The sequence below is a fragment of the Streptomyces sp. NPDC006393 genome, from assembly GCF_040628575.1.
Classification (GTDB): Bacteria; Actinomycetota; Actinomycetes; order Streptomycetales; family Streptomycetaceae; genus Streptomyces.
This window is the reverse complement of sequence record NZ_JBEXZD010000093.1, coordinates 19,643-34,075: the sequence shown is the minus strand read 5'-3', so window position 1 is coordinate 34,075 and position 14,433 is coordinate 19,643. Positions and strand designations below refer to the sequence as shown.

10 protein-coding genes and 3 pseudogenes are annotated in these 14,433 nt (G+C 72.3%); 7 read left to right on the top strand and 6 right to left on the bottom strand.

The window, feature by feature from the left end; genetic code table 11:
* Nucleotides 1-273, top strand: a pseudogene (locus ABZ484_RS29390) (hypothetical protein); the annotation flags it as partial.
* Between the two features lie 120 nt (nt 274-393).
* Nucleotides 394-1,578 carry a PP2C family protein-serine/threonine phosphatase gene (locus ABZ484_RS29385; RefSeq protein ID WP_358868951.1) on the top strand — a complete coding sequence of 395 codons (1,185 nt, stop codon included), beginning with the start codon at nt 394-396 and terminating at the stop codon, nt 1,576-1,578.
* A 98-nt stretch (nt 1,579-1,676) separates the two neighbouring features.
* Here the strand turns inward: ABZ484_RS29385 and ABZ484_RS29380 are convergent, their stop codons facing one another.
* Complete coding sequence (locus ABZ484_RS29380) at nt 1,677-2,159, bottom strand: GNAT family N-acetyltransferase (protein ID WP_358868950.1); 483 nt, start codon at nt 2,157-2,159, stop codon at nt 1,677-1,679.
* Nucleotides 2,160-2,301: 142 nt separating this feature from the next.
* On the opposite strand from ABZ484_RS29380, the gene ABZ484_RS29375 reads away from it, so the two are divergent.
* Complete coding sequence (locus ABZ484_RS29375) at nt 2,302-3,276, top strand: teichoic acid biosynthesis protein C (RefSeq protein WP_358868949.1); 975 nt, start codon at nt 2,302-2,304, stop codon at nt 3,274-3,276.
* A 172-nt stretch (nt 3,277-3,448) separates the two neighbouring features.
* Here the strand turns inward: ABZ484_RS29375 and ABZ484_RS29370 are convergent.
* Both ABZ484_RS29370 and ABZ484_RS29365 read right to left on the bottom strand, forming a co-directional pair.
* Nucleotides 3,449-3,505 (bottom strand): annotated as a pseudogene (locus ABZ484_RS29370) (hypothetical protein); the annotation flags it as partial.
* 259 nt (nt 3,506-3,764) lie between these two features.
* Nucleotides 3,765-4,649 (bottom strand): endonuclease/exonuclease/phosphatase family protein, encoded by an 885-nt coding sequence (locus ABZ484_RS29365; protein ID WP_358868948.1) that lies wholly within the window; start codon nt 4,647-4,649, stop codon nt 3,765-3,767.
* A 152-nt stretch (nt 4,650-4,801) separates the two neighbouring features.
* On the opposite strand from ABZ484_RS29365, the gene ABZ484_RS29360 reads away from it, so the two are divergent.
* Nucleotides 4,802-5,620 (top strand): SAM-dependent methyltransferase, encoded by an 819-nt coding sequence (locus ABZ484_RS29360; protein WP_358868947.1) that lies wholly within the window; start codon nt 4,802-4,804, stop codon nt 5,618-5,620.
* A 66-nt stretch (nt 5,621-5,686) separates the two neighbouring features.
* Here ABZ484_RS29360 and ABZ484_RS29355 read toward each other — a convergent pair whose 3' ends face one another.
* Both ABZ484_RS29355 and ABZ484_RS29350 read right to left on the bottom strand, forming a co-directional pair.
* Complete coding sequence (locus ABZ484_RS29355) at nt 5,687-6,319, bottom strand: TetR/AcrR family transcriptional regulator (protein WP_358868946.1); 633 nt, start codon at nt 6,317-6,319, stop codon at nt 5,687-5,689.
* A gap of 150 nt (nt 6,320-6,469) precedes the next feature.
* The gene (locus ABZ484_RS29350) at nt 6,470-7,555 is read right to left on the bottom strand and encodes a TerC family protein (RefSeq protein WP_358868945.1); all 1,086 of its coding nucleotides are present in this window, start codon (nt 7,553-7,555) and stop codon (nt 6,470-6,472) included.
* 219 nt (nt 7,556-7,774) lie between these two features.
* On the opposite strand from ABZ484_RS29350, the gene ABZ484_RS29345 reads away from it, so the two are divergent.
* Both ABZ484_RS29345 and nadE read left to right on the top strand, forming a co-directional pair.
* Nucleotides 7,775-9,142 carry a PP2C family protein-serine/threonine phosphatase gene (locus ABZ484_RS29345; RefSeq protein ID WP_358868944.1) on the top strand — a complete coding sequence of 456 codons (1,368 nt, stop codon included), beginning with the start codon at nt 7,775-7,777 and terminating at the stop codon, nt 9,140-9,142.
* A 450-nt stretch (nt 9,143-9,592) separates the two neighbouring features.
* A complete protein-coding gene (gene nadE, locus ABZ484_RS29340) occupies nt 9,593-10,423 on the top strand; it encodes an ammonia-dependent NAD(+) synthetase (protein WP_358868943.1) in 831 nt (276 codons plus the stop codon).
* Nucleotides 10,424-10,691: 268 nt separating this feature from the next.
* Here the strand turns inward: nadE and ABZ484_RS29335 are convergent, their stop codons facing one another.
* A complete protein-coding gene (locus ABZ484_RS29335) occupies nt 10,692-11,369 on the bottom strand; it encodes a hypothetical protein (protein WP_358868942.1) in 678 nt (225 codons plus the stop codon).
* A 344-nt stretch (nt 11,370-11,713) separates the two neighbouring features.
* Here ABZ484_RS29335 and ABZ484_RS29330 point away from each other — a divergent pair.
* Nucleotides 11,714-14,424, top strand: a pseudogene (locus ABZ484_RS29330) (SpoIIE family protein phosphatase).
* Nucleotides 14,425-14,433 lie beyond the last annotated feature (9 nt).

The window sequence follows — 14,433 nt, the reverse complement described above, 5'->3', positions numbered from 1 at the left end:
GCCGGGTTCCTCACCTCCTGGCAGACGTACGCCTTCGGTGCGAGCGGTGTCTGCGCCATGCTCCTGATGGAGCACGCCATGCAGGGCGGCCCGCTGATCGCCTCCCAGCCCGCCCTCACCCTCGGCGACGCCATGGTGAGTTTCCTGCTCGGCGTGCTGGTCTACGAGGAGCACGTACGGGCCGGCTGGTGGGTGCTGCCGCAGCTGCTGGGCATCGGGCTGATCGTCATGGGCGTGTTCGCGCTGACCAGGTCCGAGGCCGGAGCGCTGTAGCGGCCGGGGCGCTGCACCGCGGGAGCCTGGCCGCGCGCGGCCGGGGAGCCGGCGGGGGAGCGGCCTGGGTCCGGGAGCCGCTTCTGTTAGGGCCGGGGGGAGAGGGGCAGTGGGAAAGATGTGAAGTTCGAGCGAGGCCCGGCCGTGATGCGGCAGCCCCGGCAGTGGCAGTCGAGCACATGGCTGCTGCTGATCCCGATCGCCCTGATCGTGGTGATCACGGTGGTCGACCAGCTGGTGCCGGCCGACATCCACCTGGGCCCCCTGCTGGTCATCGCGCCCGCGATCACCGCCTCGTTCGCCGGTCCCTGGGTGACCGGGGTGATCGGTTTCCTGGCCGCGGGCGCGCAGGCGTACATCGGCTGGCACTTCGGTGCGCTGTTCCAGCGCAACGTCCTGGTGCAGATCCTCGCCCTGGCGGTGCTGTCGGCCCTGACCGTCTTCTACTGCGTGATGCGCGAGCGCCGCCGGCGCCAGCTGGAGCGGGTGCGCGCCGTCGCGGAGGCGGCGCAGCACGTCCTGCTGTGGCCGCTGCCGGAGCGCATCGGCCCGTTGACGATCGCCTGTCTGTACCTGGCCGCCGAGGACGAGGCGCAGATCGGCGGTGATCTGTACGCCGCGACCGCCACGGGTTCCGGGGTACGGGTCATGATCGGCGACGTACGCGGCAAGGGCCTGTCCGCCATCGGAGAGGCCGCGCTCATCATCGGCGCCTTCCGGGAGGCCGCGCACCAGCACGCCACCCTGCCCGGCCTGGCGGTCGCCCTGGAGCAGAGTGTGGCCCGCAACCTTCCCCATCTCGCGCCCGCGGAGCACCCCGGGGAGCGGTTCGCCACGGTGCTGCTGGCGGAGATCTCGGCCGACGACAACACCACGCGCGTCCTCAGCTGCGGCCACCCTCCGCCGCTGCTGCTGAGCTCCGCCGGCGCCGACACGGTCCCGGTGCACCCCGCGGCCCCGCTCGGGATGCAGGCGCTGCACCCCACGGAATACACCTTGGACGTGTTCTCCTTCGAACCCGGGGACACGCTCCTGCTCTACACCGACGGCGTCGTCGAGGCCCGCAACGCGGTCGGCGAGTTCTTCCCGCTCGCGGAGCGGGCCGCCCCCTGGGGCGGCAGCAGTCCCGAGGAGCTTCTGCACCGCATCCGCCGCGACCTTCTCGCCCATGTCGGCGGACGCCTCAACGACGACGCCGCGCTCATCGCACTGTGCCGCGCCCCCGAGGCCCCCCGGGAGCCACGGCATCGTCTGGGCATCCACGCGCCGCTGTTCGGGCAGGGCGCCGGAACCGCCCTTCCCTGAGCCGTCGCCGCCCTGGACCGTGCTGCCCTGGACCGTGCTGCCCTGGGCCGTCGCCTCCCCGGGCCGCCCCTCCTGCCGGCCGCGCCCTCTCCGAGCCGTCAGTGGAGTACGCCGAGGTGCCACGTCGCCTCCAGGGTGGCCTGCTGCCACTGCCACTGGAGCCGGTCGGTCGGCAGGTGCCGCAGCAGTCGTCTGGCCCGGCCGTTGCCGGCCTCCACCGAGAAGCCGAGGACGGCGATCCCGGCGCTTCGGGCACAGGCCGGCACGGCGTCGAGCAACCGGGTGCCGATGCCGCGGCCCTGCCGGGCGTCCTCGACGAGCAGCGCCATCTCGGCCCGCGGCGCACCGGGCGCGCTCCGGACGAGTTCCAGGCATCCGACGGTCCGGTCCCGCTCGGTGGCCACCAGGACCGCGCCGCCCCCGTGGAGCACGGTGTCCCGCAGCCCGCGCAGGAGGTCGTCGCGCCGCATCCCTCCGTGCATGCGGTCCCGCATGCTCGCGGCCGAGCACCGCAGGACCATCCGGGCCAGCCCGTCGAGGTCGGCGGGCCCGGCGCACCGCACACACACGGCAGGAGGCATGGGGGGCACCTCTCGTTATGACCGACGTCATAAGACCAGGCTCCTCCATGACGGCCGTCATAGTCAAGCGGGGGTGTGACCACCACGCCGACACTCGCCGGTAGGGTCATGGAGATCCATTTCCTGCCCCCAGAGGAGCGCCATGGAACTCAACTCCCGTACGTCCCCCAGCCGTCGGGCACTGCTGCGCACCGGCGCCGGCGCCGGGCTCGCCGCGCTCGGGCTCGGATACGGCGCCCAGAGCGCGTCCGCCTCCGTGAGCACGACCCCGCGGTTCGACCTGTCGCAGCCGTCCTACGACCTGTTCCGCGACAAGGTGCTGCACAGCAAGCGCGTCCAGCAGAGCTTCGCCTTCGACTCGGTCAACAAGCGGCTGTTCGTCGCGGCCAAGCGGGCCGGCAGCGCCGAGTCGGCCGGGGACCTGTGCATCAGCCACCTGGACTTCCAGGGCAACTACGTCTCGTACATGCACCTCAACGGCTTCGGGCACGGCGTCGCGTTCGGCGTCCAGGCGAGCGGCGGCACCAGCTATCTCTGGATCGAGTGCGAGGCCAACGGGAACGGCTACGGCACCAAGCTCACCTGCGTCAAGTACAGCGCCGGCACCACGCTCGACGCCTCCTCCACCAGCATCGGCAAGTTCCAGCCGATATCCGGCGCCACGGAGTACACCTGCTCCGTCGACCCGGTCTACAACCGCATGATCGTCCGCTACCAGAAGGACGGCGCCAAGCACATCGCCGTCTACAACACCTCCGACGCCTTCCAAGGCGACTTCAGCAACCCGGTGGCCGGGTTCACCCCGCCGGCGATCTCCGGCACGGCGCAGGGCTACACGCTCTACGGCACCTACATGTACTACCTGACGGGCAACGCCTACTCGTCCTCCAACCCCGCACCCGGCAACACCTACCTGACGAGCATCAACGTCAACACCGGGGCCATCGCGCAGGGTCCCACGCTCACCAAGGCGGGTTCCACGCTGGTCTACCGGGAGCCCGAGGGCCTCGCCATCTACCGCACCGACGCCGGTGAGTCGCGCCTCTTCCTGGGCTTCGCCTCCGGCGAGGAGGGCGACCGCCGTTCGAGCATCTTCTACAAGAACGCGCTCGTCTGACACGTACGAGCACGTACGAGAAGGCGCCGGGCCGGCGTGAACGCTCCGGTCCGGCGCGGCCGTTGTGTCCGGGGGGAGTGGCGGTCACGTCCCGGCCCCGTTCCAGGAAGAGCAGCTGCTCCGGCCAGTCGTCGTGCGGCAGGTCCGCGGCCGGCGCGGTGCGTTCGCAGCGGGCGAGGGCGCCCTGCCGGGCGAGGACGCCCTCCTTGGACGCCGGCACGGGCGCCATGTCGAGTGCGAACAGGCGGTTTCCGGGCGGCCGGCCGAGCCGGTAGGCGCGGGCGACCGGGCGCGTCACGGGGTACGCGAACGCGCCGGCCGGCCCGCCGAGCAGGCCGTCTTTGCCGCCCTTCCCGGCCCCGCACAGGCCCGCCGGTTCCTCGAACTCCTCGACGAGCTCGCCGAGCACCTTCCGCCCTGACCGCGTACCGCGACCGGCGCGCCATGAACCGCGAGCACGCCGGCCACGGCGAGGACGGGAGCCGGGGTCAGCGCCCGCGGCGGTGGAGCAGGAGGTCGGCGACCACCGGACGGTGGTCGGACGCCGCGGTCTGTGCGACGCGCGCTCCGGTGACGGTGACATCGGGGGAGACCGTCACGAGGTCGATGCGCTTGACCGGGTCGACCGCCGGATAGGTCGTGCCGCCCTGCGGGGCGGCGTCGGTCAACGGACCCCACAGTTTCGCGAGTTCCGGCGCGGAGGGTTCGGCGTTGAAGTCACCGACGAGGACCTTGGGCCCGCGGTCCTCGGCGAGGATGCCCAGCATGTCGTCCACCTGGGCCCGCCGGACCGAGGGGTCGGAGCGGTAGTCCAGATGGGTCGCGTAGACGTGCACGAACGTGCCCCGGACCTGGACCGTCACCTCGGCGAAGCCGGGGGCGGGGGCCGGTACCGGGTCGGGAACCTGGGTGGACAGCCGGGTGATCTCGTGGTTCTCAACGGCGATCACCGGGTAGCGGCTCAGGACCGCCACACCGTACTGGCGCCGCTGCTCGCCCTCCGACGCGGGCGGGAGGTCGTAGATCGGGGCGAAGTAGGCCCGCATGTGCAGCCGTTCGGCGAGCTCCTGGGCCTCGTCCGCGAAGTCGCTCCGGGCACCCCAGTGCACGTCGACCTCCTCGAGGCCGATCACGTCCGCGTGGAGATCCCGGATCGCCCCGGCGGTGCGGTCGAGGTCGAAGACGCCGTCCTCCCCGGCTCCGGCATGGATGTTGTAGGTGGCCACCCGCAGCGGCACGGACGGTGCGGCGGATCCCGCGCCGGCCGGCTCGGCCGCGGAGGCGGCGGGGGGCGGGACCGCGCCGAGCGCGGCGGCGGTCAGGGCGGCGGCGATCAGGGTGCGACCAGAGAACCGTCGGATCTTGCGATGCACACGAACCTCCCGATCAGAACTGCGGTGAGAATACCCGTGCGTGAGTGTGACAACAGGGACGGGAATGATGAAGTGGTGTGCGCCGCCGAGCTGTTGGAACGATAGGTTGGGTGGTGAATGATCCACGCATCGACTCACGACGGACGGTGGCCATGACCGACCCCGCGACCACGCCCGGACCCGCGGCGCATCAGAAGATCGACACTTCGGTGCCGCACTCGGCCCGGATCTGGAACTACTGGCTGGGCGGGAAGGACAACTACCCCGTCGACGAGGCGGCCGGCGACGAGTACACCGCCGTCTTCCCCGGCATCGTCACCATCGCCCGCAGCAGCCGTGCCTTCCTGCGCCGCAACATCACCTATCTGGTCGCCGAGGCGGGCATCCGCCAGTTCCTGGACATAGGCACCGGCCTGCCGACGGCCGACAACACCCATGAGGTCGCCCAGCGCATCGCCCCCGAGTCCCGGATCGTCTACGTCGACAACGACCCGATGGTCCTCGCGCACGCCAGGGCTCTGCTCTACTCCACCCAGGAGGGCGCGACCTCCTACGTCGACGCCGACGTGCTGGACCCGGACCGCATCCTGGCGGCCGCCGCCGAGACGCTGGACTTCACCCGTCCCACCGCTCTCATCCTGAGCAACATCCTGGGTCATGTCGCCGACTACGACCAGGCGCGCTCCATCGTCACCCGCCTGATGGACGCCCTGCCGCCCGGCAGCTACCTCTCCGTCAACGACGGCTCACGGGGCATCGACCCGGTCTTCGAACGGGCCCAGGACGCCTACAACGAGAGCGGCGCCGTCCCGTACAACCTGCGCACCGTCGACCAGATCACCGCGTACTTCGACGGCCTGGAACTCGTGGATCCCGGCGTCGTCCCGGTCCCCTTCTGGCGTCCGGACCCCACCGGCCCCGCCCCGGAGCCCATCGGAGAACACGGCGGCCTCGCCCGCAAACTCGCTTAGAGCTACCGGCGTCGACGGCGTGTCCGGCGGGCGGCCGCGTCTTGCCCGCCGGGCCGGCGAGCGACGTCAGGACAGGGTGTGCGGACCGGTGGCGGCGGGCTCGGAGACGGCCTCGACCAGCAGCGGCAGATAGGTGACCGCCAGTTCCTCCGGGGCGAGCCGGTCGGGTTCTACCAGGCTCTGGGCCAGGGAACCCTCGTGGACGGCCGTCGTGAGGCGGGCCAGGGAGTCCAGCTCGACGGTGGGCCGACGGCCGAGGCGGTCGAAGAGCCGGCCGAGGAGACGGACGATCTCATCCCGCAGGCGCCGGTCGTGCTCGGCCAGGGTGCGGGCCGTGGCCGGGTGCCTGATGGCGTGCAGGGTGAACTCGGTCGACAGCAGGTACCACCGGCGCTCGGCCTCGTCGAGCGCGCTCATACGGCGGAGCACCGCCCGTACCGGGTCCTCGGCGGCGTCCAGTTCGTCGACCGCGGCGGTCAGCCGGTCGACGACGCGCTGCGCGTGCAGGTCGAACAGCGCGAAGAACAGCTCTTCCTTGGTGCGGAAGTTGGAGTAGAACGCGCCGCGCGTGAGCCCCGCCCGCTCGCAGATCACCTCGATGGAGGAGCCGTAGAAGCCACGCTCGGCGAACGTCTCCTGCGCCGCCGCCAGCAACCGCGCGGTGGTCTGCGGACGGCGTTTGGTGGGCCCCTTCGGCACGGCGCTCCTTCCCGTCCCCTGGACTTCCCCCGACTGACCGACACCCCCTGTGACCGCCTCACGATACAGCACTGCATGGGATACAAGCCCGTATCCGATGCTCGCGCACGCCATGGACCGCCGCGGCGGCAGGCACCGTGCTCCGGCGGTCTACCGCGGGGGGTCGCCGTCGCAAGGGTCGCCGTCGCGGGGACCCCCGTCGCGGGCGTCGTCGGGCGCGCGGTCGGTCCGCTCCCCGGAGGTGTGCCGGCCGGCGGGCTGCTCCGCGGGCCTCCCGGAACCCGCCTCGCCGGATGAGGTGGGACTCGGCGGGCGCAGCAGGCTCCATGCGACGGACACGGCCAGGACCGCGATGATCACCGCCAGGCTCACCAGGGAGGGGATCTCCGGCACACCGCTGTGGATCGTCTTGTGCGCGGCCTGGAGAATCAGCTTGACGGCGATGAAGGCCAGGATGACGGCCAGGCCCTTGCTCAGATGGTGGAAGCGGTCCAGCATCCCGGCCAGCATGAAGTACAGCGCGCGCAGACCGAGGATGGCGAAGGCGTTGCTGCTGTAGACGATGAAGGCGTTGTCGCTGACCGCCAGCACCGCCGGCACACTGTCCACGGCGAAGACCAGGTCGGCCGCCTCGATCGCGGCGACCACCGCCAGCAGCGGTGTGGCGACACGCCTGCCGCCCTCCTGGACGAGGAACCTCGCCCCGCAGTACTCCTCCCGGACCGGGACGACCCGGCGCAGCATCCGCACCGTGAGACTCCGCCCGGGGTCGAAACCCTCGTCCTGACCGCGCAGGATCTTGTAGACGCTGTAGAGCAGGATCGCGGCGAAGACGAACAGCACCGCGGAGAAGCGGGTGACCACCGCGACACCCGCGGCCAGGAAGATCCCGCGGAACACCAGCGCGCCGATGACGCCGAGGAACAACACCCGGTGCTGATAGGCGCGCGGCACCTTGAAGTACCCGAAGATCAGGGCGAAGACGAACAGGTTGTCGACCGACAGGCTCTTCTCCAGCAGCCACGCGGTCGTGTACTGGACCCCCGCCGTCGTACCGAGGACGGCGAACACCACCCCGGCGAAGACCAGCGCCAGAGCGACCCAGACCACGCTCCACGCCACGGCTTCCCGGAAGCCGATGACATGGGTGTCGCGGTGCGCCAGCAGGTCCACCGCCAGCGACACGACGACGGCCGCGGCGAACGCCGTCCACAGCCACAACGGGACGTCGGGCACGCTGTTGCCTCCCGCGGGGCCGGCACGACAGGGATCATCCGCTCTCAGCACGAGTCTGGGACACCGCGCCGCTCCTGTCCTGCGGGCCTGCTCCCCCCGGGCAGGTCAGCGGCCCGGCGGCACGCCCGTACACCCGTGTCACGCGTCCGGCTGGCAGATCCCGGCCGATGTCCGCAAGTGTGGTGGGTGGGGATGCCCACACGACGGCGGGAGCGGCATGTGACGGGGCCTGACGATCGCCGTGCCCGGCGAGCCGTGCGGAAGGGCGGCGCACGCGGCGTCCTGCTGCTTCCCCTGCTGCTGCTCGTCGGCGGTGTCGTCCTCGATCTGGAAACGCCGCGCGGTGTCAGCGCCGCGGCGTGCTTCTCGGCCGCTCCGGTGGTCGCCGCTCCGCTGCTGTCGCTGTCCGGGACCGTGCTCGTCGGGCTGGCCGCCTGCGCGGCCGACCTGGCCGTGATCGCGCACTTCGGCGCCCTGCGGGATCCGGGCGCCTTCAGCGAGTGGGTCACCGTCGCCGTCATGGCCGTCGTCGCGGTGCTCCTCAACCTGCTGCTCCGCCACCGCGAGATGCGGCTCCAGTCGGTGCGGAGCGTCGCCGCCGCGGTACAGCACGCCGTGCTGCCGCAGCCCCCGCCGCGCATCGGGATGCTGCGCATCGCCGCCCGTTACGAGGCCGCCCAGGCGGACGCACAGCTCGGCGGTGACCTGTACGCCGTGCAGGACACGCCATACGGGGTGCGCTGCCTGATCGGCGACGTACGCGGCAAGGGAATGGGCGCGGTCGAGGCGGTCACCGTCGTCCTGGGCGCCTTCCGGGAGGCGGCCCAGCACGAGCCCACGCTGACCCGGCTCGTCGCACGGATCGACGAGTCGCTGCTCCGGGAATCCGCGCTGCGGGACGGCATCGACCAGGTCGAGGACTTCACCACCGCCGTACTGGCCGAGATCCCCCGCCCGGGTGACCGGATACGTCTCATCAACCGTGGGCACCCGGCGCCGCTGCTGCTCGTCGAGGGCCAGGTGCGGTCCCTGGAGCCCGCCCGGCCCGCCCTGCCGCTGGGCCTGGCCCTGCTGGCCGCGGACCCCGGCCCCACCGACACCGTGCCCTTCCCGCCGGGAGCCAGCCTGCTGCTGTACACCGACGGGCTGACCGAGGCCCGGGACCCGGGCGGGACGTTCTACGACCCGGCCGACCGGCTCTCCGGGCAGGTCCCCCGGAGCCCGGACGCGCTCCTCGCCGCCGTCGTCGCCGATGTCCGCCGGCACACCCGCGGCCGGGTCGCCGACGACATGGCTCTGCTCGCCCTCACCCGGCTCATGCCGACAGGCCATGCTCCTGGGCCCACTGGATCTGACCGAGGACCCACTGGCGGCGGGCGTCCTGGTCATGACCGTCCGCGGCCCACTGGATCTGACCGAGGACCCACTGGCGGCGGGCGTCCTGGTCATGACCGTCCGCGGCCCACTGGATCTGACCGAGGACCCACTGGCGGCGGGCGTCCTGGTCATGACCGTCCGCGGCCCACTGGATCTGACCCAGGACCCACTGGCGGCGGGCGTCCTCGTCCTGGCGGTCCGCGACCCTGACGAGGCCGGCCTGTCCACTGCCGGGAAGCGTCGCGGCGGAGGCGCTGCCCCCCGTGGAGATCAGCCCGGTCACGGCGACTGCCGCGGAGAGGACGGCGACGGCGGCCCGACGTGCGATCTTGTGTGTCATGGTCATTCCTCCTTGGCAGTCCCACGATCTCGGCCGTCCGGCGACGCAGTGGACGAATCATGGCGGTTGTCCCGATTCGGACACTGGAGACAGTACTCCGCATTGGTTGAACACTGAACTACTTGCTGTGTGAGGTCCGCCATGCCGGACCGGGGCCCGCGGACATGCCGCGCCCGGCCGAGCGCCGCGCGGCCAAGCGGCACGCCCCGACCGGCACTTCGCGCCTGTCCTCTAGAGTGCTGCCGTCCCCCGCACGCGTCCGCGGCCCCGGCCCGGTGGCGCGTGCCGACCCCGCCCAGGGACCCGACCGAGGAGCAAGCGTGACCGACCTGGCGACCATGTCCCTGCAGCAGGAGATCGCCCGGGATCTCCAGGTGAGCCCGTCCTTCGACGCACGGGAGGAGATCGAGCGCCGGGTGGCCTTCCTCGCCGGGCAGCTGACCTCGACGGGCCTGCGCTCGCTGGTGCTGGGCATCAGCGGGGGAGTGGACTCCCTGACCGCGGGCCGGCTGTGTCAGCTCGCGGTCGAACGGGTCCGTGCCGCCGGGCGCCGAGCCGAGTTCTTCGCGATGCGGCTGCCCTACGGCGACCAGGCCGACGAGAAGGACGCGCAACTGTCGCTGGAGTTCATCCGGCCCGACCGGGTTCTGACCGTCGATGTGAAGCCCGCGAGCGACGCCGCGCTCCAGGCGGCGCTGGCCGGCGGCACGGAGTTCCGCGACGCGCACCACCAGGACTTCGTGCACGGCAACATCAAGGCCCGGCAGCGCATGATCGCCCAGTACGCGGTCGCGGGCGCGCACGAAGGCCTGGTCGTGGGCACCGACCACGCCGCCGAGGCGGTCTCCGGCTTCTTCACCAAGTTCGGTGACGGCGCCGCCGACGTGGTTCCGCTCACCGGCCTGACCAAGCGGCGGGTGCGGGCCGTGGCGCAGGCGCTGGGCGCCCCGTCCGCGCTGGTCCTGAAGACCCCGACCGCGGACCTGGAGACCCTGAACCCGGGCAGGCCCGACGAGGACGCCCTCGGCGTCACCTACGACGACATCGACGACTTCCTGGAGGGCAAGCCCGTCGGGGAGGCGGCCTTCGAGGCCATCGCCCGCCGCTACCGGCTCACCGAGCACAAGCGCCGGCCGCCGATCGCTCCCTGACCCCCGCACCGGCGAACCGGCCCCTCACGCCGGGCCGCGCGGTCGGTGTGTCACCGGATCCGGTGACACCGGCACACGATCCGTTGTGGACACCGGCACGATCCGGCGTGACAGCGGCACGATCCGGAGTGACACCGGCACGATCCGGAGTGACACCGGCACACGATCCGGTGTCGACCGACGCACCGCTGATGGACGGCACCGGCACCGGCGGGGGCCGTCCATCAGCACAGCGGTGACACATGTCCCCTGGACGACGACGCCCGGTTCAGGCCGGCTGCTGCTCCTCGCTCCGCTCCGGTGCCGTCGCGGGCTCGCCCGGCTCGGTCGTCGTGTAGAAGACGGAGGTGCCCTGCTTGGTGCGCTGAGCCTGGTTCTTGGCCACGAGTCCCTCGAGCGTGGTGCGCACGACGGTCGTCTTGACCGTGCGCTCCGGGTGCTGCCGGCCCAGTTCGCCGGCGACCTCGGCAGCGGAACGCGGTTCGCTCTGCGCGGCCAGGTGGGCGCGGACGATCTCGACCAGAGTGGGCCGCGCCGGAGCCGAACCCGCCGCCTTGTCCTCGGCCTTGCCCTTGGACTTGTCCCCGGCCTTGCCGGTCGAGGCCTTCTTGGCGGACGCCTTCCGGGCCGGCGTGGCGGACTTCTTCGCCGGCGTCCGCTTGCCGCGCCCCGGACCGGTGGCCGTGGCCGTCTTCTTGCGCGGGGCGGGCACGGCCACGGCGGCGGGTTCGGCGGCGGGCGTGCGGGGCGCCGCGGCCATCCCCAGCGCCTGCTGGACGTTCACCAGGACGGCGTGGTCCTGCTGGAGGGCGGCCAACTGCTCCTGGAGGGCGGCGATCTCCTCGCTGATGCGTTCCTGTTCCTTCAGGTTGCGCTCGAGGTCACCGGCGACCTGGGCGGCGTACTGCGATGTCAGGCCGGAGGCCGCCGTGTCGATCTGCGACATGTTCCTCATCACCCCTTCCGGGTTCGGCGGCTCGCGTGCAGAAGCCCGCGGACGTGTGCGGTGCCAAACGCGTGTGCGTATTCGCCTGGTGCCGCGCCGGCGGCGGCGGTTACTGCTGCAAGCCGTTTTCCAGCGATAGTACGGAAGATGGACGCATGGTGGTGTCGGATGTGCCGCGTCCGGTCAACTCCCTTGCCGCGGCCACCTCGACACCGGACCTACCCGCGGGGCCGGCGCGGCACCTCACGGCGTCCTCACCCGGGCGGCGCACGGCCGCGACCGCCGACCCGGTGGCGGGGCGTGGCAGGACCCCGCGTGGTGGGCCCCCGAGGCACACTGGTGACATGGGTGACCCAGGTCGGTCGGATGCGGTGGCACGGCGTTTTCCGCGGGCACCCGCGAGCGCGGCCGCGGCTCGGCGGTTCGTGGCGGACGCACTCGCCGACGCCCCCTCCGACTTGGTCCACACCGCTCAGCTCCTGGTCAGCGAGCTGGTGACCAACGCGGTGCTGCATGCGCGCACCCAGGTCGAGGTGGGCGTCAGCGTCCACGGCGGCAGGATCCGCGTGGAGGTCGGTGACGAGCGGCCCAGCCGCGGACTCGTACCGCAGGACTGCCCGCCGTACGCCGGTACCGGACAGGGCCTGGCCCTGGTGGAGCAGCTGGCGTCGCGCCACGGTGTGCACGCCGACGACCGGCAGAAGACGGTGTGGTTCGAACTCTGGGCCGACGGACCGCCACCGCCGTCACCCGGATGGGCCGCCCATGTCCCGCCCTGCGCCGCCGAGACGACGGTGACGCTCGTCGATGTGCCCAGCTCCCTGTACGCGGCCTCCCAGCAGCACCGGCACACACTGCTGCGCGAACTCACCCTCGCCGCGTCCGCCGGTGCCGACCCCGGTGTGCCGCCCGAGGAACTCGTCACCGCCAACGACATCAACAACGTGCTCAGCGCCTGTGTGACGGCCGCGCTGGAGGAGCCGCTGCCCGACGTGGACCTCCGGGCCCTGCCCCTGGCGCTGCCCGCCGACGCGGGTCCCGCGGTACTCACCCTGCGCCGCGTCCTGGACATGGCCGAGGACGCGGCACGGGAGGAGCGCCTCCTCACCCTGCCGGCTCTGCCGCGCAGCCGCGCGCGCACCGCGCCCCACGGGCACGTACGCCGCACCGCGTCACGGCCGGCGGCCGCGGAAGCGTCTTCCAGGAGTGGCTGTTCGACCAGATCACCGACCAGTTGGCCGGAGGCCGCCCCACCGCCTGGACCGTGCTGCCCCGCGAACCGGACGTCAGCCCCTCGGAACTGGTGCCGTGGGAGGCCGGCCACCTGCGGGTCAGCACGGTGCCGACCATCGCCGCCGACGAGGGCAACCGCATCATCGCGGCCAACGGGCCGGCGGCGGACATGCTCGGCTGGCAGGCCGACGACCTCGTCGGGCGCCGGCTGACCACGCTCATCCCCGAACACCTGAGACAACGTCACCTCACGGCGTTCAGCTCCCTGCTGCTCACCGGGCAGAGCCACATCATGGGCCGCTCCGTGCCGCTCCCGGCGCTCCACCGCGACGGCCGCACGGTCCCCGTCCGGCTGCGCATCCAGAACCAGGAGATGGCCGACGGGCGCAACGTCTTCGTCGCCCAGCTCGTCCCCCGGGCGACCACGACCGACGATCTGCCGAGTCCACCCGCCGAGGAGAGCCGGGCGGGCCACGAACCCGTCGTGTCCCCTGTGCCGGCCGCCGGCGAGCGCGCCGGGAGGACGGGCGACGACGGAGGGGACATGTCGGCGATGGAACGGCTCACGCTCCTCGCGGACACCGGGGCCGAGTTGAGCAACACCCTGGAACTGGGCGAGGCGCTGGCACGCGTCGGCCGGCTGGTCACGCGACGACTGGCCGACTGGTTCGTGGTGGACATGTTCACCGAGTACGGTCAGGTGGACCGGGTCTGTGTCGTCCACCGCGATCCCCCGGGACCGCGCCCCACGCCGTACGAGGGCAGGCTCCCGCCGCTCTCCGAGGCCTCCCGGGGCCCGCTGGCGCGGGTGCTGCGCGGCGCCGGGCCGCTGCTGCTGACGCAGGCTCCGCCGCCCAGCCGGGCCGACAGCGCGCTCGACGTCCACTACCGGCAGCTGTTCCGGCACCTCGGCGCCGGCAGCGCCGTCGTCGCCCCGATGCGCGCCCGCCGCGAGAACTTCGGCGCCCTGACCGTGGCCCGTGCCCACGGACGGCAGCCCTTCACCGAAGAGGACCTGTCCCTGATCGACGACGTGGTGCACAACCTGGCCCTCGGAGTGTCCAACACGCGTCTGTACCAGGAGACCCGCAACATCGCCCAACGCCTCCAGCGCTCCCTGCTGCCCGTGCTCCCGGACGTCGAGCACCTGCAACTGGCCGCCCGCTACGCCGCGTCCTCCACCACCGCTCAGGTCGGCGGCGACTGGTACGACAGCTTCGTCGTCCCCAGCGGCGACATCGCCGTGGTCATCGGCGACGTCACCGGGCACAACCTGGACGCGGCCATCGCCATGAGCCAGCTGCGCAGCATGCTCCGCGGTATCGCCGTGGACCGTCAGGAGCCGCCCGACATGGTGCTGCGCCGCCTGGACCTGGCGAACCACAGCCTCCACCGGGAAGCCACCGCCACCTGCATCTACGGCCTCATCAAGGGTTCCGCGCACGGCCCCTGGGAACTGAGCCACGCCGCCGCCGGTCATCTGCCGCCCCTGCTCACCACCGCGGAAGGCGACACCCGCTATCTGGAGCAGGGGGCGGGCCTGCTGCTCGGCATGGACCCCGACATGCCCCGCCGTACGGCCGTCGACCCCCTGCCGGCCCACTCGACCCTGCTGCTGTACACCGACGGCCTCATCGAGCGCCGCGGCGAATCCCTCGGCCACGCGCAGACCCGGCTGCGCCGGTACACGGCCGACCTGGCGCGCGAACCCCTCGACACCTTCTGCGACGAGCTCCTGATCGGCCTCGGCGCCGACAACACCGACGACATCGCCGTCCTCGCCGTACGCCCCACACCTGCCTCGGCCGGTGGCGGCGCGTAGGACGGCTCG